Annotated in this window: 26 protein-coding genes; 13 read left to right on the forward strand and 13 right to left on the reverse strand. The window is 34.0% G+C overall.

What is annotated here, in order from left to right:
• Positions 1 to 103: 103 nt before the first annotated feature.
• Complete coding sequence (locus ACWA1F_RS14740; RefSeq protein ID WP_306153606.1) at positions 104 to 511, forward strand: hypothetical protein; 408 nt, start codon at positions 104 to 106, stop codon at positions 509 to 511.
• A gap of 130 nt (positions 512 to 641) precedes the next feature.
• Here ACWA1F_RS14740 and ACWA1F_RS14745 read toward each other — a convergent pair whose 3' ends face one another.
• The 3 genes from ACWA1F_RS14745 to ACWA1F_RS14755 all read right to left on the reverse strand — a co-directional run bounded on the left by ACWA1F_RS14745 (position 642) and on the right by ACWA1F_RS14755 (position 4,114).
• On the reverse strand, positions 642 to 1,637 hold the full coding sequence (locus ACWA1F_RS14745; protein ID WP_306153604.1) for an NAD(P)H-dependent glycerol-3-phosphate dehydrogenase: 996 nt from the start codon (positions 1,635 to 1,637) through the stop codon (positions 642 to 644).
• 402 nt (positions 1,638 to 2,039) lie between these two features.
• On the reverse strand, positions 2,040 to 3,197 hold the full coding sequence (locus ACWA1F_RS14750; RefSeq protein ID WP_456894609.1) for an iron-containing alcohol dehydrogenase: 1,158 nt from the start codon (positions 3,195 to 3,197) through the stop codon (positions 2,040 to 2,042).
• Between the two features lie 152 nt (positions 3,198 to 3,349).
• Complete coding sequence (locus ACWA1F_RS14755) at positions 3,350 to 4,114, reverse strand: type 1 glutamine amidotransferase domain-containing protein (RefSeq protein ID WP_456894611.1); 765 nt, start codon at positions 4,112 to 4,114, stop codon at positions 3,350 to 3,352.
• 86 nt (positions 4,115 to 4,200) lie between these two features.
• Between ACWA1F_RS14755 and ACWA1F_RS14760 the strand changes: the two genes are divergently transcribed.
• From ACWA1F_RS14760 to ACWA1F_RS14810, 11 genes are all read left to right on the forward strand, one after another.
• Positions 4,201 to 5,106: a LysR family transcriptional regulator gene (locus ACWA1F_RS14760; protein WP_456894613.1), complete on the forward strand. Its 906-nt coding sequence runs from the start codon at positions 4,201 to 4,203 to the stop codon at positions 5,104 to 5,106.
• 92 nt (positions 5,107 to 5,198) lie between these two features.
• A complete protein-coding gene (locus tag ACWA1F_RS14765) occupies positions 5,199 to 5,891 on the forward strand; it encodes an NUDIX hydrolase (RefSeq protein WP_456894615.1) in 693 nt (230 codons plus the stop codon).
• A 74-nt stretch (positions 5,892 to 5,965) separates the two neighbouring features.
• Positions 5,966 to 6,793: a ribose-phosphate diphosphokinase gene (gene prs, locus ACWA1F_RS14770; protein ID WP_456894617.1), complete on the forward strand. Its 828-nt coding sequence runs from the start codon at positions 5,966 to 5,968 to the stop codon at positions 6,791 to 6,793.
• Positions 6,790 to 7,608: a TIGR02452 family protein gene (locus ACWA1F_RS14775; RefSeq protein ID WP_306153593.1), complete on the forward strand. Its 819-nt coding sequence runs from the start codon at positions 6,790 to 6,792 to the stop codon at positions 7,606 to 7,608. Before prs ends, ACWA1F_RS14775 begins: the two co-directional genes overlap by 4 nt.
• Before the next feature lie 134 nt (positions 7,609 to 7,742).
• Positions 7,743 to 8,078 carry a hypothetical protein gene (locus ACWA1F_RS14780; RefSeq protein ID WP_095928446.1) on the forward strand — a complete coding sequence of 112 codons (336 nt, stop codon included), beginning with the start codon at positions 7,743 to 7,745 and terminating at the stop codon, positions 8,076 to 8,078.
• A 2-nt stretch (positions 8,079 to 8,080) separates the two neighbouring features.
• On the forward strand, positions 8,081 to 8,950 hold the full coding sequence (locus ACWA1F_RS14785; protein ID WP_456894620.1) for a hypothetical protein: 870 nt from the start codon (positions 8,081 to 8,083) through the stop codon (positions 8,948 to 8,950).
• Positions 8,951 to 9,107: 157 nt separating this feature from the next.
• Positions 9,108 to 10,193: an adenylosuccinate synthetase gene (locus tag ACWA1F_RS14790; RefSeq protein WP_456894622.1), complete on the forward strand. Its 1,086-nt coding sequence runs from the start codon at positions 9,108 to 9,110 to the stop codon at positions 10,191 to 10,193.
• A 9-nt stretch (positions 10,194 to 10,202) separates the two neighbouring features.
• Positions 10,203 to 10,730: an NADAR family protein gene (locus tag ACWA1F_RS14795; protein WP_456894624.1), complete on the forward strand. Its 528-nt coding sequence runs from the start codon at positions 10,203 to 10,205 to the stop codon at positions 10,728 to 10,730.
• 312 nt (positions 10,731 to 11,042) lie between these two features.
• Complete coding sequence (locus ACWA1F_RS14800) at positions 11,043 to 11,585, forward strand: RNA 2'-phosphotransferase (RefSeq protein WP_456894626.1); 543 nt, start codon at positions 11,043 to 11,045, stop codon at positions 11,583 to 11,585.
• Between the two features lie 2 nt (positions 11,586 to 11,587).
• A complete protein-coding gene (locus ACWA1F_RS14805; protein ID WP_456894628.1) occupies positions 11,588 to 12,526 on the forward strand; it encodes an ADP-ribosylglycohydrolase family protein in 939 nt (312 codons plus the stop codon).
• Positions 12,527 to 12,568: 42 nt separating this feature from the next.
• A complete protein-coding gene (locus tag ACWA1F_RS14810; protein WP_456894630.1) occupies positions 12,569 to 14,038 on the forward strand; it encodes a nicotinate phosphoribosyltransferase in 1,470 nt (489 codons plus the stop codon).
• 457 nt (positions 14,039 to 14,495) lie between these two features.
• Here ACWA1F_RS14810 and nadD read toward each other — a convergent pair whose 3' ends face one another.
• The 5 genes from nadD to ACWA1F_RS14835 all read right to left on the reverse strand — a co-directional run bounded on the left by nadD (position 14,496) and on the right by ACWA1F_RS14835 (position 17,775).
• Entirely contained in the window at positions 14,496 to 15,077 is a 582-nt protein-coding gene (gene nadD, locus ACWA1F_RS14815) for a nicotinate (nicotinamide) nucleotide adenylyltransferase (RefSeq protein ID WP_456894632.1), read from the reverse strand.
• 109 nt (positions 15,078 to 15,186) lie between these two features.
• The gene (gene gmk, locus ACWA1F_RS14820) at positions 15,187 to 15,759 is read right to left on the reverse strand and encodes a guanylate kinase (RefSeq protein WP_456894634.1); all 573 of its coding nucleotides are present in this window, start codon (positions 15,757 to 15,759) and stop codon (positions 15,187 to 15,189) included.
• A gap of 24 nt (positions 15,760 to 15,783) precedes the next feature.
• Positions 15,784 to 16,377, reverse strand: a complete 594-nt coding sequence (locus ACWA1F_RS14825; RefSeq protein WP_456894636.1) for a hypothetical protein — start codon at positions 16,375 to 16,377, stop codon at positions 15,784 to 15,786.
• Between the two features lie 2 nt (positions 16,378 to 16,379).
• Positions 16,380 to 17,240, reverse strand: a complete 861-nt coding sequence (locus tag ACWA1F_RS14830; protein ID WP_306153575.1) for a YicC/YloC family endoribonuclease — start codon at positions 17,238 to 17,240, stop codon at positions 16,380 to 16,382.
• Between the two features lie 184 nt (positions 17,241 to 17,424).
• On the reverse strand, positions 17,425 to 17,775 hold the full coding sequence (locus tag ACWA1F_RS14835) for an arsenate reductase family protein (RefSeq protein ID WP_306153573.1): 351 nt from the start codon (positions 17,773 to 17,775) through the stop codon (positions 17,425 to 17,427).
• Between the two features lie 79 nt (positions 17,776 to 17,854).
• Between ACWA1F_RS14835 and ACWA1F_RS14840 the strand changes: the two genes are divergently transcribed.
• On the forward strand, positions 17,855 to 18,310 hold the full coding sequence (locus ACWA1F_RS14840) for a DinB family protein (protein WP_456894639.1): 456 nt from the start codon (positions 17,855 to 17,857) through the stop codon (positions 18,308 to 18,310).
• Positions 18,311 to 18,338: 28 nt separating this feature from the next.
• On the opposite strand, the gene ACWA1F_RS14845 is transcribed toward ACWA1F_RS14840, so the two are convergent.
• The 5 genes from ACWA1F_RS14845 to ACWA1F_RS14865 form a co-directional block, all read right to left on the reverse strand.
• Positions 18,339 to 18,827 carry a septal ring lytic transglycosylase RlpA family protein gene (locus ACWA1F_RS14845; protein WP_306153569.1) on the reverse strand — a complete coding sequence of 163 codons (489 nt, stop codon included), beginning with the start codon at positions 18,825 to 18,827 and terminating at the stop codon, positions 18,339 to 18,341.
• A gap of 94 nt (positions 18,828 to 18,921) precedes the next feature.
• Complete coding sequence (locus ACWA1F_RS14850) at positions 18,922 to 19,344, reverse strand: hypothetical protein (protein WP_306153567.1); 423 nt, start codon at positions 19,342 to 19,344, stop codon at positions 18,922 to 18,924.
• Positions 19,345 to 19,452: 108 nt separating this feature from the next.
• Positions 19,453 to 22,230, reverse strand: coding sequence for a TonB-dependent receptor (locus tag ACWA1F_RS14855; protein WP_456894642.1), 2,778 nt, complete (start codon positions 22,228 to 22,230; stop codon positions 19,453 to 19,455).
• A 324-nt stretch (positions 22,231 to 22,554) separates the two neighbouring features.
• A complete protein-coding gene (pgi, locus tag ACWA1F_RS14860; protein ID WP_456894644.1) occupies positions 22,555 to 24,198 on the reverse strand; it encodes a glucose-6-phosphate isomerase in 1,644 nt (547 codons plus the stop codon).
• 316 nt (positions 24,199 to 24,514) lie between these two features.
• Entirely contained in the window at positions 24,515 to 25,135 is a 621-nt protein-coding gene (locus ACWA1F_RS14865; RefSeq protein WP_456894645.1) for a hypothetical protein, read from the reverse strand.
• Positions 25,136 to 25,164 lie beyond the last annotated feature (29 nt).

The raw sequence follows: 25,164 nt of genomic DNA on the forward strand, positions 1-25,164 counted from the left end.
TTCTGATTTTAGATTTTAGATTATTCTAAATCTTTAATCATTTATAATAACAAACCTTTGTTGAAGTCTAGGCTTTGACAAAGGTTTTTAAAATTTAATAAAAATGAAAAAAGATATAATTATTCCAGAAGTTGAAAACGTATTTCTTGCAGCAGTGCAGGAATGGAGCGACGATTTTATGGAAAAAGTGTGGTATGCATATTTAGTAAACGACAGCGACTTTAATCTAGACAGCGTAATGGTGGTTTCGAAAGCTTTTGGAACTATCGACGGCGAAATGAAAAAAACATCGATTCTGCGTCACGCTTTTGTTGAGGTTCCGTCTGTTTCGGTTGTAAAAATCGAACTGGTGGAGAAAAGCCTTTTAGCATTAAATAACGAATTCATGGTGACTTTCTTTATCGGAAATACTTTGTACGACAAGAAGTTTACTTTTAAAGCCAATTCGCTTGACGAAAACAATACAGAAGAAGTGCCGATTTTGTTTGTTGAAGGAGTGATGGTTAAGTAGTGTTCAGTGTTCAGATTTTTAGTGTTCAGCTGTAACTTGAAATAAAAAAAAGTCAGAAATAAGATTATTTCTGACTTTTTTTATTATTATTTTAGAGATAACTGATCACTAAAAATCTGAACACTGAATACTAATCTAGAGACTCCGTTAATTTTCTAAAGACAGACTTAGCATCTTTTCCTTCGTATAAAACGGCATAAACAGCATCGATAATTGGCGTTTTGGCACCGTAACCCTGATTTAGTTTATAAGCACTTTTTGTTGCATAATAACCTTCGGCAACCATGCTCATCTCCATCATTGCAGATTTTACGGTGTAGCCTTTTCCAATCATATTTCCGAACATTCTGTTTCTAGAGAAAACGGAATATCCTGTAACCAATAAATCTCCCAAATAAGCTGAATCATTGATGTTACGTTTCATTTTATGCACTTTTCTAATGAATTTCTTCATTTCGCGAATAGCATTACTCATCAAAACAGACTGAAAGTTATCTCCATAACCCAAACCGTGAGCAATTCCTGCCGCAATAGAGTAGATGTTTTTTAGCATTGCTGCATATTCAGTACCGATAATATCGTCTGAAATTTTAGCTTTAATGTAGTTTCCAGAAAGTGTTTTAGCGACCGTTTTAGCTTTGTCAGGATCACCGCAGGCAATTGTTAAGTACGATAGTCTCTCTAAAGCAACTTCCTCTGCATGACAAGGCCCTGTAATTACGCCAATATTGTAATAAGGAATGTCGTATTGAATGTGGAAATGTTCGCCGACAATTAAACTTGTTTCAGGAACAATTCCTTTAATAGCAGAAAAAATGATTTTATCAGCCAAAGAAACCGTCATGTTTTTTAATTCGGCATCAAGGAAAGCTGACGGAATTGCAAAGATGATATAATCTGCATATTCTATCGCCTCGTTTATATTGTTGGTTAATTTGAGTTTTTTAGTATCAAATTCAACAGAACTTAAGTAGTTTGGATTGTGTTTGTACTTCTGAAGGTGCTCTATAGCAGCATCATTGCGCATGTACCACGAAATTTCGGAAAGATTTACACACAACATTTTCGCAATTGCCGTTGCCCAACTTCCACCACCAATCACTGCAAATTTTAAATTTTCGCTCATTATTTTAATAATTTAAAACAAAAGTACTTAATAATGTGCTAATAAAGCAAAATCTGTTTTAAGAAATTTTGAAAAATGGCTTTAATTGCAATGACTTTCAAGAAGTTTAAGAATAAAATATTTTTTTTGAATAGCCAACAATAAAATCATTTAGCTGACGTTATAAAAGATTATTAATTAGAATTTTAATGAATTTAAAAAAAATTGAGTTAGTTAGTTTTGTTTTAGTATTTTGAAAAGGCGTTCCTAAACTTGTTAAGAACGCCTTTTTTATTGAAATTCCAATTTTGAAATTCCAAATACCAATTTGAAATCCCAAGTTTATTCAAAATAAAAAAATCCCAAATTCCATAATGTAGATAGTCTTGGAATTTGGAATTTCTAAAATTTGGAATTTATCTTTTAGTAGCTAAGCTCCACAATAGATCTTACTTTATCTAAAGTCACCAATTGATTTTCTCCTAAACCTTTCCAGCCTCTTTCTTCAAAACGATTTACGATAAAATCTGCTGTTTTAGAGTAATCTTCTGTGTATTGAGAAAGTTTAGTGTCCATTCCCATTGTGTGGAAAAATTCTACGGTTTTATTGATCGCTTCTTTTGCAACTTCTTCGTCAGAACCTGTTAGATTAAAAATTCGTCTTCCGTACTGCGCTAATTTCGCTTTTTTAGTTTCGAACATTACGTGATATAAACTAGGCCCGATAATCGCTAAAGTTCTTGCGTGATCAATTTCATAAAGTGCAGTCAATTCGTGGCCAATCATGTGTGTTGCCCAGTCACTTGGAACCCCTTTCTGAATTAATCCGTTTAAAGCCATCGTACAGCTCCACATAAAGTTGGAAGCTAAAGTATAATCGGTTGGATTTTCTACAACACCTGGACCAACTTCAATTAAAGTCTGTAAAATTCCTTCGGCGATTCTGTCTTGAAGAAAAGCATCAGTTGGATACGTTAAATATTGTTCCAGAACGTGTGTATAAGCATCTACAACACCATTTTGAATTTGTCTTTTTGGTAAAGAAGCAATTACGTTTGGATCACAAATTGAAAATTGTGGAAACAAAGCGCTTCCGCCAGAAGATAATTTTTCCTGAGTCGCTTCGATTGTTACCACATATCCAGAATTCATTTCGCTTCCCGTTGCCGGAAGTGTCAGAACAGTTCCGAATGGCATGGCATTTTCTTTAATCAAGATTCTTTTTTGAAGAATATCAATCGGATTTCCTTCAAAGTTAACAGCGCCAGAAATAAATTTCACACCATCAATTACAGATCCGCCTCCAACGGCCAAAATAAAGTCGATTTTTTCTGCTTTAATTACATCAACAGCTTTCATTAAAGTTTCAAATCTTGGGTTTGGTTCAATTCCACCAAATTCCACAATTTCAAAACCTTTTAAGTTCGAGATAACCTGATCGTAAATTCCGTTTTTAAAAATACTTCCGCCGCCATAAGCCAAAAGCACTTTTGCGCTTTTTGGAACTAAAGTCGAAAGTTTTTCTATTTGTCCTTTTCCGAAAACTAAATTTGTCGGATTGTATAATTCAAAGTTGAGCATTTTTTTTAAGGTTCTAAGCTGCTAAGTTTCTGAGGTTCTAAGTTTTTTTCACTTTGAACTTAGCAGTTTGTTGTTAAATCTTTTAATTTTTAAGATGCTAAGGTTCCGAGAAGAAAGCTTAGAAGCTTAGCAACTCAGAACCTTAGTACCTTTTATTTATTCAATTTAGCGAGCAATTTTCCAGCTACTAATTTTGAAGATGCTGGATTTTGACCTGTAATTAAAAGTCCGTCTTCAACAGCGTATGGCGCCCAGTTTGGTCCTTTTGAGAAAATTCCTCCGTTTGAAGCTAAAGCATCTTCTAATAAAAACGGAACTACTTTGGTTAAACCGACTGCTTCTTCTTCGTCGTTTGTAAATCCGGTTATTTTTTTGCCTTTTACTAAATATTCACCGTTTACTTTTACGTTTTTCAAAACTGCTGGTGCGTGACAAACAAAAGCAACAGGTTTATTATGCGTGTAAAAAGATTCAATTAAATTGATTGAATTTCTGTCTTCAACCAAATCCCAAAGCGGACCGTGGCCTCCTGGATAAAAAACAGCATCATAATCTTTTTGATCTACTGTAGAAAGCTTTAAAGTGTTTTTTAGTTTTTCCTGCAAAACTTTATCAGCGTCAAAACGTTTGGTGTCTTCGGTAGCAGATGCTGGATCTGCACTTTTTGGATCAATCGGTGGTTGTCCTCCAAGCGGAGAAGCAATGGTAATTTCGACTCCTTGATCTAATAATTCGTAATAAGGTGCAGCAAATTCTTCTGACCAAAATCCTGTTTTTTCTCCTGTATTGCCCAGTTTATCATTGCTGGTAACAACAAATAATACTTTTTTCATACTCTTCTTTTTTGATTTTTGAGCCTCTGCCGAAATGCTTACGGCTGTAAATGCAGTTATTGCGAATAGCGCTAATTTTTTCATGAATATTAAATTTTGAACAAATTTACGGCTATTGTGATATTAGTAAAAATAAATTAAACTATGTTTGTTATAAATATATTTATATCATGGTAAATCTAGAATGGTACAGAACTTTTAAAGCAGTTTACAAAAACGGTAATTTTTCAGTGGCTGCGAAGGAATTATTTATGAGTCAGCCTGCGGTTAGTCAGCAGATTTCAATGCTTGAAGCGCACGTTGGTAATAAATTATTTAATCGGAAATCAAAAGGCGTTGAACCAACGGAGTACGCTAAGTTACTGAATAATTTGATAATAGATGCACTCGATCGTCTTGAAAGTGTCGAAACTGGTTTTCGTGCAAAAGCAGAAGATGCGAACCGATTAATTTCGGTTGGAATTTCAAAACATCTTTTTGATTGTGTGGGGAATCTGCTGATTTCAAAGTTTGATATGATCGATTTTACTTTTGCAGAAAACGATGAACTTTTTGCCTTGGTCGATTCGAAAAAATTGGATTTTGCCATAACGACTAAAAGGTTTGATACTTTTGATACGACTTATGAAATAGTGGGAAAGATTAAACTTATTATGGTTGCTCCATCAAGTTTAGACATTACAGAATTCCGCAATCGCTTAAAAGCAGATAATTATACTGGAATTGAACAATGGCTCAACGAGCAAAAATGGTACAGTCATGACGCAAGAATTCCGCATATCAAATTATTCTGGCTGCATGCATTTAATAAAAAGAGACCTTCAATGGTGCCTAATTATATTATTCCTTCAGAATCTGAAATGCTTAGGCTTTTAGCAAAAAATACTGGCGTTGCAGTAACCTGGAATTGTAACGCGAGAAATTACATAAAAGAAAATAAACTCCAGTTAGTATGGAACAGCTTTCACGTTCCCGAAGAATTTGTGTATTTGTTAGCGCCAAAAAATAATAATGTGAAATCAATATTCGATACAATAGAGAAAGAACTCAAATTGTTTTTTGGGAATCGATTATAATTTTTTTAGCCACAAATTCACGAATTTTTTCTTTAGAGTGTATAAAGTTTAATTCGTGAATTCGTGGCGAACTCCCTTTTACATATATAGTTATGGAAAATCTACAAAATATTAGAGTTGCAGTTGATGCTATTGTTTTTGGGTATCAAAATAGTCAATTGTACGTACTTTTGATTCAGCAGAAATTTGGTTCGGCAGAGTCGTATTGGGCGTTGCCAGGCGGATTAGTGAAAAATGATGAATCACTGAACGATGCCGTAAGACGTGAACTCAAAGAAGAAACAAATGTCGAAGTAAATTACTTTGAACAATTGTTTACGTTTGGCGATGATATAACGCGGGATCCAAGAAACCGTGTGATTTCCGTTGCTTATTTTGCATTGGTAGATCCTTCAAAATTAGAAATAAAAGCCGATTCAGATGTGGATAAAGTGCAATGGTTTCAAATCAATGAAATTCCGAAACTGGCTTTTGATCATAATTTAATCCTTAAAAAAGCGATTGAAAGATTGAAAGCAAAATTAAGTTACGAGGCAATTGGTTTCGATTTGCTTCCAAAAGAGTTCCTTTTTTCAGAACTCGAAAATCTTTATTGCACCATTTTAGAAAAAGAAATTGAGCGTAGAAACTTCAGAAAAAAAATCCTCAGTTTCGGAATCGTGGAAGAAACAGAAAATTATTCTCCAATAAAAACAGGCCGTCCAGCAAAATTATTTCGATTTAATAAACTGAAATATAAAGAGTTAATTAAAGAAGGTATTCACTTCGAAATAAAGTTTGCGTAATTTTTACACAAAATAAATTGTTTATTTAAAATTAAATTCTACATTTGCGTATAATTAACGCAAACTATAAAACTATGATACTAAATCTCGACCCAAAATTCGCTCCTTTTCAAAATCAGGAACAAATCAAATTTCAAAGTTTTACTTTTTCTGGAGGAGAACCGCACATCAAAATTGCTCCAGATTTTGATCCAAATAGAAAAGTTACTATTACACATAGATTAAATTCATTCAACGATTTAGGATTACTGTGTGTTACTGTTGATGCACTAAGAAGAATGGATGTCAAGATCATCGATCTTTTTATTCCATATTTTCCAGCAGCAAGACAAGATCGTGTTATGATTCCAGGCGAACCTTTATCTGTAAAAGTTTATGCAGATATCATCAATGCGATGCAGTTAAATAAAGTTTTTGTTTTTGATGCACATTCAGAAGTTACTCCAGCACTTTTAAATAATAGCACTGTAATTCCAAATTATACTTTTATCAAAGAAGTTTTAAATAGAATTGGCGACAACGTTAAACTGATTTCTCCAGACGGTGGCGCATTAAAGAAAATCTATAAAGTTTCTGAATTTTTAGGCGGAGTTGAAGTTGTAGAATGTAGTAAAAGCCGTGATGTGAAAACGGGAAAATTATCTGGTTTTAAAGTTTACAATGATGATTTAGAAGGAATGGATTGTTTAATCGTAGATGACATTTGCGACGGAGGAGGGACCTTCGTAGGATTAGCCGAAGAACTAAAAAAGAAAAATGCCGGAAAATTATACTTAGCGGTAAGCCACGGAATTTTCAATAAAGGTTTTGAAGTTTTAAACTGCTTCGACGGAATTTTCACAACGAATTCTTTTAAAGATTTTGAGGGAGAAAACGTCGGGGTTGTAAAATTAGAATTATGAATAAAAATTATAGAGTAGAAATAGCAAATAAAACCTTAGAAATCATTAAAAATGGTTTTTATGAATACAAAGAAAAAAAGATAGTCATAGAGCGAGAGCTCGAAGAATCTAAAAAAAATACGTTCACTATTGCACCAAACGATTGGAATGCAATCTTAAAAATACCGATTGAAAATACGTTTGAAACAGAAATTGTAACCAAAAACTGTTCAACTATTGAAGCGATTGTTGAAGAAGAAAATGGTAAAATCGGAGTTTTAAATTTCGCTTCAGCGAAAAATCCAGGAGGAGGATTTCTTGGCGGTGCTTCGGCTCAGGAAGAAAGTCTGGCAAGATCATCTAATCTTTATGAAACGCAGATTAAAGACAAGACAATGTATGACTTTAATAGAAATCAATCTTCGTTTTTATATTCAGATTACATGATTTACAGTCCAAATGTTTTGTTTTGGAATGATGATAACGGAAGTTATTTTGAAAAACCATTTGTTGTAGACATGATTACTGCACCAGCACCAAACAAAGGTGCAATGTTGCAGCATAACAGAAAAGAAGAAATTGCAGCAATAGGAGAGGTTTTCAAAAGTAGAATGGATAAAGTATTGGCAATTGCTGCAAAACAAAATATAGATACCTTGATTTTGGGAGCTTGGGGATGCGGGGTTTTTAGAAATGAGACCAAAGATGTAGCGGAGATGTTCAAAGAAATCATTGCAGAAAAATATGCAGGTGCTTTTAAAAAGATCGTTTTTGCAGTATTTGATAGTTCTGAAAAGAAAGAAAACTTTAAACAGTTTCAAAAAGTGTTTAATTAATTTAAAGTTTCAAGTTAAATGCCGATTCTAAAAAAACAAATCTATTAACCGTTTCAAGTTTAAAACCAATTTCGAAGTCAAGTACACAACTTGAAACCTGAAACTTGAAACAAAATTTAAACAACCAAAAAGTTATGAGCGACGATTTAAAACCAAGATTTATTGAGTCTTTAAAAAGAAACAATGATCAGATTAGAGAAGACAGAGCCAAAGTAATTGGTGAAGATTCTGAATTAATTTACAGAAGAAGAGTCGAAGACATCGAATTGAAAATCAAAAGACTCGAAAGAGAACAAGAAGGACTGATAGATATTAGCCCGCTAGATAAAAACAGTTTGACATTTGCCGATTTTCAGCCGGAAGCCTTTGTTCAAAAAGACATGGAACTTTCGCTGACGATCAGAAATTTAAACATCCAGTTTGAAGTAACAAAAAAGAGATTTGAATATTTATTTGGTAAAAAATATTAGTTATGGGAGGTACAAGATATGATTTCGGTGCTCGCGAAAGCAGAGCAAAAAAAGTAGGTTATGCTAGTAAATCAGCTGCTGAAATTTTTACACAGAATGCGTTACACATGGCTCACGAATCGATGAATCCAAACGGAGTGCTTTTTAGAGAAGCCAGAGATTCTGATGTTCATCCAAATACAGTTCCAATCATTTTAGGTTTGGACGTTACAGGAAGTATGGGACATATTCCGCACGAACTGATCAAAGACGGATTGCCAAAATTAATGGGAGGAATCATCCAAGGTGGTGTTCCAGATCCAGCACTTTTATTCTTAGGAATCGGAGACCACGAATGCGACAGATTTCCGCTTCAAGTTGGACAGTTTGAGTCTGGCGACGAAGAATTGGATATGTGGTTAACGAGAACTTACATCGAAGGCGGAGGCGGAGGAAATGCTGGCGAAAGTTATCTTTTAGCATGGTATTTCGCAGCTTTTCATACCAAAACCGATGCATTCGAAAAAAGAGGTCAAAAAGGATTGCTGTTTACTGTTGGTGACGAACCAGGATTGAAAACGCTTCCAGCTTCTGCGATCAAAGAAATAATGGGGCAGGGACAACAGACGTATACGCATCTTGAATTATTAGCAGAAGCGCAAAAACGTTACGATGTATATCACATTAGCGTTTTGCACTCAGGACAAGCGATTAATGCCGATGTGGAATGGAAGGAATTGTTAGGTCAGAATTGTTTGTCAATTGAAGATCACAGAGAAATTCCAAACGTAATCAAAAAAATAATCTGTGATAAACATAAAAGTTCTGGATTAGGAACCATACCAGTTTCTGATTCAAATCATACAGGTTTAGATAATATACAAATGCTTTAAAAGCTTTGTGACTCTGCGTCTTTGCGAGATTAACAAATAAAGTTTTTTAGCGAAAGAAAATTTGCTCGCAAAGACGCGAAGTCGCAAAGATTATTAAAATAAAAACTTAAAAAATACTTTGCGCCTTCGTGCCTTTGCGGCATAAAAAAACAACAAAATGAAAACAGCACAAATAGTTATAGGTTTAGGATTTGGTGATGAAGGAAAAGGCATAACAACAGATTTTCTGGCAAAGCAAAACCCTGAATCTATAGTTATTCGCTTTTCGGGAGGACAGCAGGCCGCGCACACGGTTATGATCGACGATAGAAAACACGTGCATTCGAGTTTTGCAAGTGGAGCGCTTCGTGGTCTTCCATCTTATTACAGTGAGCATTGCACGATTCATCCGCTTTTTTTATTCAACGAAAGAGAAGAATTAAAGGAAAAAAATGCTAATCTGGATTTGTATATTCATCCACTAGCAAAAGTCACAACCCCTTTTGATGTTTGGCACAACAGAGGAAATGTGCGAAACCTCGAAAACGGAACCTGCGGAAAAGGCATCGGATCAACAATGAAGAGAAACGAAGGTCCGTACAAATTATTCGCCATCGATTTGATTGCGCCGCGCGAAATGCTTTTAGAAAAACTAAATCAAATCGCATATTATTATGGTTTTTTGAATGAAAGCGGAATTGATGAAGAAGTGGAACGTTATCTGGAAGCAATCGATAATTTACAATGGAATATCGAAGATTATACATTCTTAAATAAGTATGAAAATCTAATTTTTGAAGGAAGCCAGGGAATTCTATTAGACATGGATCACGGTGTTTTTCCGAATGTGACGTATGCGAATACCACTTCAAAAAATGCCATTGAAATTTGTAATAAACTGAAGATTGAAGATATCGATATTTATTACGCAACCAGAAGTTACACCACGCGACACGGAAATGGCTGGATGCCGAATGAAGGAGAAATACAATTAAAAAACAACGAAGAAGAAACTTGTGTTTTTAACGAATTCCAAAAGGATTTGCGTTTTGGAGCTTTGGATTATAAACTGTTGAATTACGCTCTTCAACTCGATGCAGCTTACAGCCCAATGGCAAAACGAAATTTGGTTGTAACCTGTATGGATCAGCTGGAAGAGCAAAATTATGAGTTCGAAAGCCTCACAACAGAGTTTGCAGCAATCTACGGATCATTTTCACCCGATTCAAAAGATTTCAAAAACATCACTTCTTTGTATCAATAAATAGAAAATATGAAATACAATATAGATAACATAATTCCAGAAAGTAAGTTTTTATTTTTCTGGGGACATCAGCCCAATAAAGACGGAAGCATTTCTAAGACCTGTTTTAGCCAATGGTGGTTAAGTTCTTTTGAAGTAGAGAATGTGGTTTACAAAACAGCCGAACATTGGATGATGGCAAAGAAAGCGGAACTGTTTAACGATCAGGAAATTTTAGCTAAAATAATAGATTGTAAATCTCCAGCTGAAGCTAAAAAACTAGGTAGAAAAGTGAGAAATTACGATGATAAAGTTTGGTTAGAAAATCGATTTGAAATCGTAAAACTAGGAAATTATCATAAATTCAGTCAAAACAAAGATTTAAGAGAATTTCTAATTAATACAAATGAAAGAGTTATTGTAGAAGCTAGTCCCGTAGATCCAATTTGGGGAATCGGAATGGCAAGCGATCATACTGATGCTAGTTATCCTGAAAAATGGAAAGGATTGAATTTGCTAGGTTTCGCTTTGATGGAGGTTAGGGATGAATTGAAATAATTTGATTCGGATTCATTAAGGTTGTTCCGTTAGGAACAATTCATCGGTAGAAAAGAAATATTGATAAATTGGATTAACGTTCCATCGGAACGTTTGATTAAAATGAATAAAAAATGCATTGTAAGGTTTATTTGAAAAATTATCGATAAAATTTAAAATAGAATAACTAGCAAAACAATAAACCATAGAGTTTACTTTATAGTTTTTGAGTTTTTCTCATTGCAACACACTAAAAAAAGAAATAAAAATTAAACGAATTATAGAATCTCAAAGATGTTTCATTGGAACATTTGATTGGTAAGAAGAGAAAAGATGAATGAAAAAATAGCAAAAAGCGTCAGCAAGTTTTTGAGCCTGGTGCTGCGACATTCTCCTGAAACTATCGGATTAAAATTAGACGAAAATGGATGGGCAGATGTCGATGAATTAATTGTAAAATGTAATAAAAAAGGGAATCAACTTGATGTAGAACTTTTGGATTACGTTGTAGAAAATAATGACAAAAAGCGTTTCGCTTTTAACGAAGATAAAACCAAAATCCGTGCAAGTCAGGGGCATTCGATTTCTATCGAATTAAATTTGTCAGAAGCAGAACCTTTACAATATCTATATCACGGAACAGTTGGTAAATTCATGGAAAACATTCGAAAAGAAGGTTTGAAAAAAATGAGCCGTCAGCACGTGCATTTGAGCAAAGACAAAGAGACGGCGACAAAAGTAGGAAGCCGAAGAGGAGTGCCACAAATCTTAACCATAAGAAGTGGAGCAATGCATAAAGATGGATTTATATTTTATTTATCCGAGAATAATGTCTGGTTGACGGATGAGATTCCTGCGAAATATATTGAATTTTAAAAATGAAAATTAAAATACAATCAGGTTTACTTGGAGTTGCAATTGGCGATGCTTTAGGAGTTCCGGTTGAGTTTAAATCTAGAGCTTATTTAAAAGAAAAACCAGTTACTGAAATGTTTGGTTTTGGAACGCATCATCAGCCGTTAGGAACTTGGAGTGATGACAGTTCACTTTCTTTTTGTTTAGCCGAAAGTTTAAGTAAAGGTTTTGATTTAAATGACATCGCTAAAAACTTTGTGAGATGGTTTAATGCAGATTTATGGACACCGCATGGAAAAGTTTTTGATATCGGAATAGTCACAACGCATGCCATTCTTAATATTTCGAAAGGCCATCAGCCCGATTTATGCGGTGGTTTTTCTGAACAAGACAACGGGAATGGTTCGTTAATGCGTATTTTGCCTTTGGTTTTTTATCTTCAAAACGAAAAAGATGTTGAAGTAATTTACCAAAAAGTCAAAGCGGTTTCTTCGATAACTCATGCGCATTTTAGATCAGTATTTGCTTGTTTTATTTACTTGATTTATTGCTTGGAAATTCTAAAAGAAAAAGATAAGTTCGATGCTTATAAAGGCATGCAGAATGTTCTTTCGAAATTTTTAGAAAATAAAAGTTTTAATCCTCAAGAAATTCAGTTATTTGATAAAGTTTTAAAAACTGATATTTCGAAATATGACGAAAGTGAAATACAATCTTCGGGTTATGTTTTACATAGTTTAGAAGCCAGTATTTGGTGTTTTTTAAATTCAGATTCTTACGAAGAAACAGTTTTAAAAGCAGTAAACTTAGGAGAAGATACAGATACGACAGGAGCAATTGCTGGAGGTTTGGCAGGAATTTATTATGGAATCGATGGAATTCCGAAAAAATGGATAGAAAATTTAGTCAGAGTTGACGATATAAAAGATTTGGCAGAAAGATTGGCGAAAAAATTAATGTAGAAAACAGAGTTATACGAACATTTAAAATAATACCACAAATATATGAACCCACTATTATTAACCGACGGTTACAAAGTTGACCACAGAAGACAATATCCAGACGGAACTACAATTGTATATTCTAACTGGACACCAAGAAAATCAAGAATTGAAACCGTTGATGAAGTCGTTTTCTTCGGATTGCAGTATTTTATCAAAAAATATATTATTCATGATTTCGAAGAGTATTTTTTCAAAAAGCCAAAAGAAGAAGTGGTTCAGAAATATGCTCGCAGAATCAATAATTATTTGGGTGAAAACCAAGTAGGAACCAAGCATATAGAAGATTTACACGACTTAGGATACATTCCGATGGTTTTTAAAGCATTGCCAGAAGGAGCGAGCGTTCCGTTGAGAGTGCCAATGTTTACGATGTATAATACGATTCCAGAGTTTTTCTGGCTGACGAATTATTTCGAAACTTTACTTTCTGCTGTAGTTTGGCTGCCATGCAACTCAGCTACAATTGCAAAAGAATATAGAAAAGTATTAGATAAATATGCAGCAGAAACTTCTTCTGTACCAGAATTTGTAGATTGGCAGGCGCACGATTTCTCTATGAGAGGAATGGGCGGAATCGAAGCAGCTTTAACTTCTGCAGCAGGACATTTATTAAGTTTTACAGGATCAGATACGATTCCAGTAATTGACTTTTTAGAAGAATATTACAATGCAAATTCAGACCTAGAATTGGTTGCAGGATCAGTTGCGGCTACAGAACATTCTGTAATGTGTATGGGAACAACAGAAGGCGAGTACGAAACTTTCAAAAGATTAATTACAGAGGTTTATCCAAGAGGAATCGTTTCTATAGTTTCTGACACTTGGGATTTATGGAAAGTTTTAACGGATTATCTTCCAAGGTTAAAAAATGAAATTGTTTCTAGGGAAGGAAAAGTAGTAATTCGTCCTGATAGCGGTGACCCAGTAGATATCATCTGTGGAAATCCAAACGGAAAAACTGAACAAGAGAAAAAAGGTGTTATCGAATTGCTTTGGGATGTTTTTGGCGGAACCACAAACGATAAAGGATTTAAAGAATTGGTTCCGCAAATTGGAGCAATTTATGGAGACAGTATTACCGTGGCAAGAGCAACTCAAATCTGCGAAAGATTGAAAGAAAAAGGATTTTCCTCTACAAATGTGGTTTTAGGAATCGGTTCTTTTACATACCAATACAATACTAGAGATACTTTTGGTTTTGCCATGAAAGCAACTTACGGAGAAGTGAACGGAGAGGGAAGAGCCATCTTCAAAGATCCAATTACAGACGACGGAACTAAAAAATCGGCTAAAGGATTAATGAAAATTGATTTAATCGATGGCAAGTATAATCTAACGGATAATGTTTCTTGGGAAGAAGAAAAACAAGGAGAATTGAAGGAAGTTTTCAGAGATGGAAAACTTCTCGTTGATCAAACGCTGAGTGAGATTAGAACAAGAGTAAAAAGCGACGTGAGTATCGAAGCTTAATTATAAACGAAAGCCTGAATTTTTGGATTCAGGCTTTTTTGTTAGTTAGTTTTTGCGTAAAGTTATGGAAGAGCCATCGGCTCGAAGCATATTGTAGGGCCGGATTTTAATCCGGTCTAGATTCAGATCATTTTTTACAAGTGTAATTGCTGTGGAATATATTTCGTTCCTGCGGAACTCTAGATGGCGGCACTTCTAAATCGACGGATTAAAATCCGTCGATACAATATAAATCGTTTCTCCGAAACTTTTCTCGATAAAATCTATTGCTATATGTAATTTTTGATAAAGATTGATTCAAAAATCAATTGCCTCCAGCTTTAGCTGGAGGTGAATAAATGTATGGGCAAAAATGGCTTTAGCCAAAATTGCGAGTTTTTGGCTAAAGCCATGTATTGTTGAAAATAAAAACCTCCAGCTAAAGCTGGAGGCAATTGAAATCAAAAAAATGTTGTTTCTATTTTTTGTAAAAATTATTATGATCAATATATTCCCAAACCTTCGGCGGTAATAATGGCTGAATATTTTTACCTTCTTTAATATTATTTCGAATAAAAGTCGAAGAAATCTCTACAATTGGCGCATCGATGACATGAATTTTTGGATGCGATTTTAATTCGGTGTTTTCAGGCTCATCTGAAATTCTTGGATACACATAAATATCATGGTTTTCGAGAATCACCTCATAGTTTCTCCATTTATGAAGCGTTTTTAGATTGTCTTCACCCATAATCAAAGAAAACTCGTGATTTGGATATTTCTCTTGTAAATGTGCTAGAGTAATCACGGTATAGCTCGGTTGAGGTAATTTAAATTCGATATCAGACGGTTTTATTTTCGGATAATCTTCTGTTGCCAGAAAAACCATTTGCAAGCGCTGTTGATTGTCTAAAAGCGTTGATTTCTTTTTTAACGGATTATGTGGCGTAACCACCATCCAAATCTGATCTAAATCGGCATATTCTGCCATATGGTTGGCAATAATCAAATGCCCGACATGAATTGGGTTATATGTGCCGAAATAAAGACCTATTTTCATTTTTTGTTGTTTCGCAAAGAGTCGCTAAGATAACACAAAGATTCGCAAAGTTTTATTTCAACTTGGCGAATCTTTGCGTTTTTTCTTTGTGAATCTCTGTGGAATAAAATTACTTGCTTATGAAATCTTTTACCAGTTGATGCGCTTCTTCAAGAGCAACCTCTAAATCATAATTTTTGATGATTACATCAAACTGAGGAGCCGTTGCCAATTCTACAGAAGCTTTTGCAATTCGCATATTGATTTTATCTTCACTTTCTGTAGAGCGCTGTTTTAGTCGGCGTTTTAATTCGTCAACACTTGGAGGTTTCACGAAAACCGCTAAAGTTTCTTCTGGGAATTTATGTTTAATGCGAAGACCGCCAACTACGTCAATATCAAAAATCACATTTTTTCCTAAAGCCCAAATTCTTTCAATTTCCGATTTTAAAGTTCCGTAGAAGTTATCGCGATATACTTCTTCCCATTCTAAGAAATCTTCTGCTTTAATGTGTTTTTTAAATTCTTCTAAAGAAATAAAATAATAATCTTTTCCGTGCACTTCTTCACCGCGTGGTGCACGCGAAGCGGCCGAAATCGAAAATTCAAGATTTAAGTCTTCTTGCTCTAATAAGTGTTTTACGATCGTTGTTTTTCCTGATCCTGATGGTGCAGAAAAAACAATTAATTTTCCTTTGTTCATTGTGTGTTTATGTGTGATCTATCTTTAGAAAGAAAATTCTTTTTCCAAGACAGATAATAATTCATTGTATGATATTAACTCGTCAACTGTTGGATAATATTTTAAATAAGATTCTGGATTATCAAATGAAAAACTGTTTTTGTTTTTTCCATTTCTGACATAAACTTTATATCCAATTCCATCTAAAATATGTTTTTTGTTTCTAACTATTCCTCGTTCGCTTCTGTCAAAATCAATATGAGGTTTGTCGAATTTATATCTTATAGTTTCCATACTTGGAAGAAACTCAATGTTTGTTACAAGTAAATTGAGCCAAATTAATTCTGCATCTTTTGGTTTTAATTTTCCGATATTCTCTTTTGGAAAACGAAATTTATCAATTTTGGTTATTTGCTTTAAAGGAATATCGTAATATGAAATTTCTACAATCCAATTGTTCTCTTTTTCATTATACATTCTAAAGATTACAGTCTTGGCGTTAGTTGATTCTTTATAAATACGAATCTCTTGCTTATATTTTAAAGTATCTGAGATTTCTAATGTTTTGTTTATTTCAGATACTTCTTGTCCAAAGCAATTGAAAATTGTTATAAAGAAGAAAATGAAATAATACTTCATTTTTACAAAACATTCAAAACCTGCTCCTTAATTTTCTCCAATTCATCCTTCATCATCACCACCAATTTCTGCATTTGCGCATGATTCGATTTAGAACCCATGGTATTGATTTCGCGCCCCATTTCTTGAGTGATAAAACCCAGTTTTCGACCGTTAGCTTCAGAACCGTTTAAAGTTTCTAAAAAGTAATCCAAATGATTTCCTAAACGAACTTTCTCTTCGGTAATATCTAGTTTTTCTAAATAATAGATTAATTCTTGTTCAAAACGATTTTCGTCAACGTTCACTTGTAATTCTGAAATTGCAGTTTGCAAACGATCTTTGATTGCTTGTACGCGTTCTGGATCAAGTGCCAGTGTATCATTCATGTATTGACGGATATTTGAAATTCTAAAGTTGAATTCTTTTTCAAGTGAACCGCCTTCATCCTTTCTGAAGGTTAAGATGTTTTGAAGCGCCTCGTCAATAATTACCTGAATTTGTTCCCAGTCATTTTCGTCGATTTCCTCACGTTCTGTTTTCAATGTGTCTGGCATACGAACAGCCATTTTCATTAATTCAGTTTCGTCTGCATCAGGATTAACCTCTTTTAATTGTGCAATATAATTTTTTACAACAGGCACATTTACTTTAGTTGAAGTTTGCTCGGCAGTGCTTTCTACATAGATTGCAAAATCGATTTTTCCTCTTTCTAGTTTGGTCGAAATAAGAGTTCGTAATCCAAGTTCCATTTCGCGGTAAAGCGATGGCATTCTTACATTCAAATCTAAACCTTTACTGTTTAGGGATTTTACTTCAACGGTAATTTTTTTTGTAGGCAATTGCAAAGAAGCTTTGCCAAACCCTGTCATAGATTGTATCATATAATTGAGTATAAAGGCGCAAAGATACTAAAAAACTTTACAGCCTAATATTTTAAAAAGGTTTTGGGCGTTCCCTACGGTCGGGCTATCCGCTCCCAATCTTTTTTAGGGCAGAAAAAGCCCTAAAAAAGGATTTCCGCTTCTATCCCTAACGCATCAGAATTCAAGAAAACGTTCTGTGGAATTATTTTGCTAAAACCTTAATAACTTCAGCAACATTTTTCTGACTGTTACCTATGTAAATTTTGCCATCGATAATAAAAACTGGACGGCTTAAGAAAGTATAATGTTCTAAAATGTATTTTTTAAAATCGGCTTCTGTAAGCGATTTGTTTTTCAAGTCCATTGATTTGTACAATTGCGCTTTCTTACTGAATAACGCTTCGTAACTTCCTGCAAGTTTGTACATTTCTTCTAGCTGTTCTTCTGTAATTGGGTCTTGGCGAATGTCTTGAAAAACCAAATCGTTTTCTGGTAGACTTTTAATAATTTTTCGGCAGGTATCGCAAGAGGCTAAGTAATATATTTTGTTCATTGTTTTATGAATTTGTTAGAATGCAAAGAAAATCCATTTGAAACTTAAAAATGACTAATTTTAGAAAAAAAATAAAATTATGAGTTCAGTTTTTGATGTACAGAAAACAATTAGAGAAATTCTTTTAAAAATTTTAGATGGTCATTCGTTAGAACAATTAAACAAGATTCCAGATGGTTTTAGCAACAATATTATTTGGAATATTGGTCATTGTATTTCTTCTCAGCAAGTTTTGGTTTATAAATTATCAGGTCTTCCGACAGTAGTTTCTGAGGATTTTATTGCCAAATATAAAAAAGGAACCAAGCCAGAAGGCGACGTTTCTCAAGCTGAGGTAGACGAGATTAGAACATTGCTTTCGACAACATTAGAAAAAACAAAAAATGATTTTGAAAATGGTCTTTTTGTAGATTACCATGAGTATACTACAAGTGTAGGTTTCACGCTTCGCCATGTTCAAGGTGCTTTAGATTTTAATAATTATCATGAAGGGCTTCATACAGGAATAGCAATGGCCATCAGAAAATTGGTTTAAACGAAAAATCCCGCTTCAGCGGGATTTTTTATTCTATTATAGTTTCAATTGTAACTTTCATCGCTCCGGCACCTTTATGTTTGGTGATGTCCATAAAAGCTCTTTTAGACAAATCGATTTCGCGGGTTTTTACAAAAGGACCGCGGTCTGTAATTTTTACGATAACAAATTTGCCATTGGCTTCATTGGTTACCTTTACTCTCGTTCCAAAAGGAAGTTTTTTGTGAGCTGCTGTATAAGCGTTGTTGTTGAATCTGCTTCCGTTAGCGGTTCTTTTTCCATTAAAACGATCTGCATAGTAGGAGGCATGAGCGTTTTTTTTGTATGGTCTAAGTTTTAAACCCTTATCTGTAAAAACCGAATCTGGCAATGGAATGATAGTTGGTTTTAGATTTTTAACAGTATCTTGAATGATTTTAGGTTCTGTTGTAGGTTTGGTTTGGCTTATGACATAAGTAAAGCCGCTAATTAAAGTTAAAGCGATTGTGGCGAATAAAATATTTTTTTTATTTCTCATGGGTTATTTCTTTTCAGACTTGGGGGGAGTTTGTACAAATAATATGCCGAGATAAAAAAAGCCCTTGTAGGAGGGCTTTTAAATTGGTCTTTTTTTAGAACCAAAGATTCCAAGGAATTCTACTTAAAATAAGCAATAATCCTAATCCGTAAAAAATAGCAAAGGTTTTAAATTTAGCTTCACTATTGATTAATTTTTTATGTTTAGACCATCCTATAGTAATTAAGATGATAGCAATAATATTAATTAGAGGGTGTTCTAATGATGTTAATCTTAATTCTGCATTTGACATTTGTCCAAATGCTGCTTTTCCAAGAGGAGAAACAAAATATAAGATTAAACCAATCAATAATTGGGTGTGAGTTCCAATTAAAGCAAATAAAGCGATTTTACGATCTTTACCAGTAAACTCTTTTTTTGATGTTACTCCGATGATAGCGTTAACAACTGCAACAACTAAAAGAAGCAATGCTAAATACGCCCAGCCAGAGTGAAATTTTTGTAGAAAATTATACATAAAGGGTGTTTTTTGTTTAAAAACAAATATAACAAAAAAGGCTATAAAAAAACGGCATTAAACTTAAAAGTCAATGCCGTTTTTATTATTTATTAAGATTCTAAATTCTTAGAAATCGTAACGTAATGCGAAGTTCCAAGTTCTACCAAAACCGAAGAATACTTGGTTTGTAGTAGCAATACCTTTGTAGGTTGAAACAGTAGGAACGTCAGCAGCAAATATATTTGTTTTTGCTTCAGCAATGTAAGTGTAATCAAAAACGTTGTTTACGTTTAACCTGAAACCTACAGAATTGCTCTTAGTTTTACCAACTAACCATTTGTAAGATAAACCAGCATCAGCAGTACCGTAAGATGGTAATTGTAATGCACCTCTGTTATCTTCTTTAGTAAAGTTTCCTGCAGAAATCTGAGCATACAATTTATCAATATAGTTGTAATTTGCATCAACAGTAAAACGAGGCAAGATTTCGTAAGTTGCTCCTAAAGCAGCAGTTGTTTGAGCAGCATCTCCAACTCTTACACCATCAAGGTATAATGTTGAACCAGTTCCAATAGGATTGTTGGCTGAATCGTAACGGTTACTTGTACTTGTTCCTTCATATTGCCAATCTCCAAGAGATAACATTGCAGTAAGAGTAAGTTTGTCAAGTACTTTTGCAGTACCATCAATCTCGATACCTGAGTGAATTTCTGTGATTCCAGCGAAATCAAAGTAACCACCTGGGTTGTCTGTAGCATTATCAGTTTGTCTTTGGTATCTGTCTTTCCAAGAAGTTCTGTATAAGTTTACGTTTGCAGTATATTTACTTGAACGGAAACCGTATCCAGCTTCAACAGCAAAGATTTTTTCGTTTGTTAAGTTACCAGCTACAATAGAACTGTTGTTTGGGTAAACTGCATTAAAGAATGGCTGTTTTGAGTAGTATCCAGAGTTAACAAAAACGTTATGGTGCTCGTTGATGTTGTAGTTCACCCCACCTTTTACGTTACCACCTAAGATGTTTTCGTAATCTGTGCTTGCTAAAGGTGTTCCAGCTGGATATTTGAAGTAATCCACTCTTTTGAATCCTTGTTGAGAAAGTGCCCCTTGAACGAATGCAGTAAATTTGTCTGAAGTATACTCTAATTGAGTAAAACCACCATACCATCTTACGTCACCATCATTGTTGAAGTTGATTTTTTCTTCTTTGTCAGTATCTTTAAATACATTCCAAGAAGCGTAAGTAGAATAAGTTCCGTATAAAACTCTATTTGGGTTGTTTACGTCAAAGTTGTCAATATATGCATCTGCACCCAATCTGTTGTTTACGTTTTGGTAGTGAAGACCTTTGTATCCTCTTACGTCAACTCCGACATCCCAAGTTAAGTTGTCTGTGAATTTTTTGTTGAAGTTAACAATTGCTCCGTACCAGTTGTGAGAGTTAACAGAAGAAATTTGAGAAATACCTGAAGTATTATTGAAAACATAAGGAGAAGTTGGAGTTCCTGATCCAGTTCTTCCTGTGTTAGAACTATTTTGAAATTGTCCGCTTGTTCCGTTTGTTGCACGAACATTATCTGTTCCGTTATATCTGATAACTTGCTGTCCTGTATTCCAACGAACGATTTTGTCATAATCTACTAAACCGTCAGCTGTTCTAAACACATCACTAACATAGTTATTGTTTCCAGCACCACCTGCTCCTCTAGATCCACCTCCACGTCCGAAAGACGCATAAGCTACAGTAGATAATTTAGATGTTTCATTAATGTTCCAATCCCAGTTTAATGAAGTAACAGGTTTGTGGTAGTAGTTTCTTACCATGTTAAATTCTTGTCCATCTTTATAACCCCAATCAGAGTTGTATTTGATGTTTGGGTCAGATATTGTACCATATTTTTGGTACTGTGCTATCGTGATAAATGTCGATCTTTGATCGTGCCATTGTGGAGCTCCAGTAACTGTAAATTGGAAATCGTGTTTGTTATCTTTTGTAGCATAACCAAGAGCGATGTAGTAGTTGTCTCCGTTAAATTTAGTTCCATCTACGTATCCATCACCTTGAGTGTGGCTATATAAAACAGATGCAGAGAATCCGCTATCTAATTTTCCTGTGTTGTAAGCAACGTTAGATTTGAAGAAGTTATCGTTACCAAAAGAAGTACCAACTGTACCACCTTGTTTCAAATCTGAAGCTTTAGTTACGTAGTTCATAGTACCTCCAACAGAAGCAATTGCTAATTTAGAAGACCCTAAACCTCTTTGAACTTGAATGAAAGAAGTTACATCAGATAAACCAGCCCAGTTGCTCCAGTAAACAGCTCCGTTTTCCATGTCGTTTACCGGCATACCGTTAACCATTACCGCAACGTTGTTTTGGCTAAATCCACGAATCGTAATTCTAGAATCTCCAAATCCACCACCAGATTTAGTTACATAAACAGATGGAGTGCTTTTTAACATTTCAGGAATCTCTTGGTTTCCTAATTTTGCCTGAATTTCAGCAGCTTTAATTGTAGAAACAGCAACCGGAGTTTTTCTGTCCTTTGCAATATCTACTGTGCTACTTTTTACTACGATCTCGCTCAATTCGTTTGAGTTAGAAACCAAAGTAATAGTTCCTAAGTTTGTAGTTGCGCCATTTGACACATTAAATTTCACAGTTTGGTTGTCATAACCTAAAAAAGAGATAACAATCTCTCCTGTGCTTGATGGTGAAGTAAGAGTAAATTTACCATCAAAATCTGTTGAAGTTGCTGTAGTAGATCCTTTGATCACCACATTTGCTCCTGGTAATCCACCTGTTCCGTCGGTAATTTTACCAGTAACTTTTCCTTGAGAAAATACGGTTGAAACTATCATAAAGAATAGTCCGGTCAGTAACCAATTTTTCATTTTCTTCATTTTGTTATTGAGTTTATTGTTTTTGGCAAAATTATAACAAATAAATCAGTTAATGTTATCGAAATGTTAAGAAAAGTACGTTTTGTTTTTTCTGTTGTATATTAAAATGATTTTTTCTTTTTTTCTTAAATATTATATTGAATTTTTTAATTTACAGAGGTGTTTTTTGTTAAAAACGCAATAATTCTATTTGTTTTGTAAGTGAAAAGGTCTAGATAAATGCTTTTTTTGTGCTTTTTGTCGGTTTTTTATGTAAAAAACGCCTTAATTTGATGAAAATTAAGGCGTTTTATAGTGTTACGAAATTCTTAAATTTCGGGTTTCTTATTTATTCTTTAAGAAGTGATTTAGTAAAAATGAAGTCGAACTGTCGTGGTTTTTAACAGTCTTAGAATTGATTTCATCTAAGATAGAATTGGCCAATTGCTTACCTAATTCAACTCCCCATTGGTCAAAACTGAAAATGTTCCAAATAACTCCCTGAACAAAAATCTTGTGTTCGTATAAGGCAATTAAAGATCCTAAACTTTTCGGAGTCAGTTTTTGAATCAAAATAGTATTGGTTGGTTTGTTCCCTGTAAAAACTTTAAAAGGTTTTAAATACGCTGCTTTGTCCGCTGCAAGACCTTGTTTGTCAAATTCTGCTTGAACTTGTTCGTCAGTTTTTCCATTCATTAAAGCTTCTGTCTGTGCAAAAAAGTTTGACATCAATTTATCATGATGATCTTCATTACCATATAAAGGTTTAATAAATCCAACAAAATCTGTTGGAATTAATTTAGTCCCTTGGTGAATTAACTGGAAGAAAGCATGCTGTGAGTTTGTTCCTGGTTCTCCCCAGATAATTGTTCCCGTTTGATAGTTAACAGGTTTTCCATCACGACCAACACTTTTTCCGTTACTTTCCATAAATGCTTGCTGTAAATAAGGAGCAAGTTTGTGTAGATATTGAGTATACGGAATCAAAGCTTCGCTTTCTGCGCCATAAAAATTATTGTACCAAACGCTTAATAAAGCCAAAATTACCGGAATGTTTTCGTCAAATTCTGCCGATTTAAAGTGCTCATCCATTTCATGTGCCCCACTTAATAAATCATTATAATTCTCAAAACCAACAGCCAAAGCAATGCTTAAGCCAACAGCACTCCAAAGAGAAAATCTTCCTCCGACCCAGTCCCACATTGGGAATACGTTGGCAGGATTAATTCCGAACTCGGTTACCTTTTGAATGTTTGTAGAAACAGCAACGAAATGTTTTGCGATATCTTCGTTAGAAGCCGATTTCAAAAACCATTCTTTAATAGTTTCAGAATTTGAAAGTGTTTCTTGTGTAGTGAAAGTTTTAGAAACAATCACAAAAAGAGTTGTTTCTGGATTTAATTTTTTAATGATTTCATTTAGATGGTCGCCATCAACATTTGAAACGAAATGGGTATTTAAATGATTTTTGTAAAATTGTAAAGCTTCAACAGCCATAACAGGGCCAAGATCAGAGCCACCAATTCCAATATTTACGATATCAGTAAACGTTTTTCCTGTGTATCCTTTTCTTTGTCCAGAGATTACTTCTTCTGTAAAGTTTTTAATTTTATTTTTTACTTCGTAAACTTCTGGAATTACATTTTCTCCGTCAACTTTAATAACAGCCGATTCGGGAGCACGCAATGCAGTATGCAAAACAGCACGGTTTTCTGTCTGATTGATTAATGCACCGCCAAAATATTGTGCGATTGCATCTTTAAGTCCGATCGAATTTGCTAATTCTAATAAAAGAGAAACAGTTTCCTGACTGATATTATTTTTTGAATAATCTACTAAAAAGTCATTCCATTGCAAATTGAATTTTTCGGCACGTGCACTATCTTGTTGAAACAATTCTTGTATTGTGGTTTCGTGAATTGCGTTATAGTGGTTTTGTAGATTTTTCCACGCTTCAGTCCCAGTTGGGTTTGTTGTGTTTAAAGCCATTTTTATCTATAATTGAGTTTGTTCATTGAAACACAAAAATACTGAAATAACTTTTAAAAGGGTAGCGGTTTGAGATTATATAACAATTAGTTACGAAAACGTTTTATGGATTGAAAAACCAAATAACGTGTGTTTGTATTTAATTGCAAAAATCCCGAAGGGATTATATGTTTATAGAAAATTGTTGGTTAAATGTAGTACGACCCCGAAGGGGTCGAATAAATAACACGTAAAATATTTGGTTCTATAAATATTTGACTTCTCCGAAGTCATTTTTTTAAGATGAATATTTTTTTTGTTTTAATATAAACGAAATCTACCAAAACTTCCACCAAGGCTTCTTATTGATTTCTATAATTTTCTTAGACACATCAACATCAATTCTTTTTAAAGTTTCAGTTTTAATTTTAGAATCGTCAAAAAACAATTCGCCATTTTCACTCATTCCCAGAGGAAGTTTTGTTCTTTCTTTCCAGTTTTCGGTTTGCAATTCTGGAATTAAGTCAGCATCGACTTTTTCGCGAAAGCGTTTTTGAGCTTTTTCTGTAATTTCTTCTTCCAGATTTGAAGTTGAATTTTTAAAAAGTGAAATTGAATTGTCTGGAATATTCAAAAGAAAAACCTGTGTTTTGTTTCCAATTTTCTGAATGTCTAAAACTTTAAAATAGGCGATAGAGTCTAAAAGAAAATGACCAATTTTTCCTGAATCTGTATTAAATTTTGATAAATCTTTTGGATGAGCACTTGCAATCAAATATCTGAGATTTCCTGAAAGCCCTCCGCCAATCGAACTCATATCAGTAAAACCTTTTTCTTGGATAATTTGTCCGATTTTATAATTTGAAATTAAATTTTCGGCAAGATTGGTGTCTCTGTAAAACAATTTTAACCCAGAAAAAGTTTCATGATACATGGTTTTAAGACGTTCATTTTTCATGACTTTCAATTCTAAAAGGTTTAAAAAAT

The organism is Flavobacterium erigeronis, from assembly GCF_054075165.1.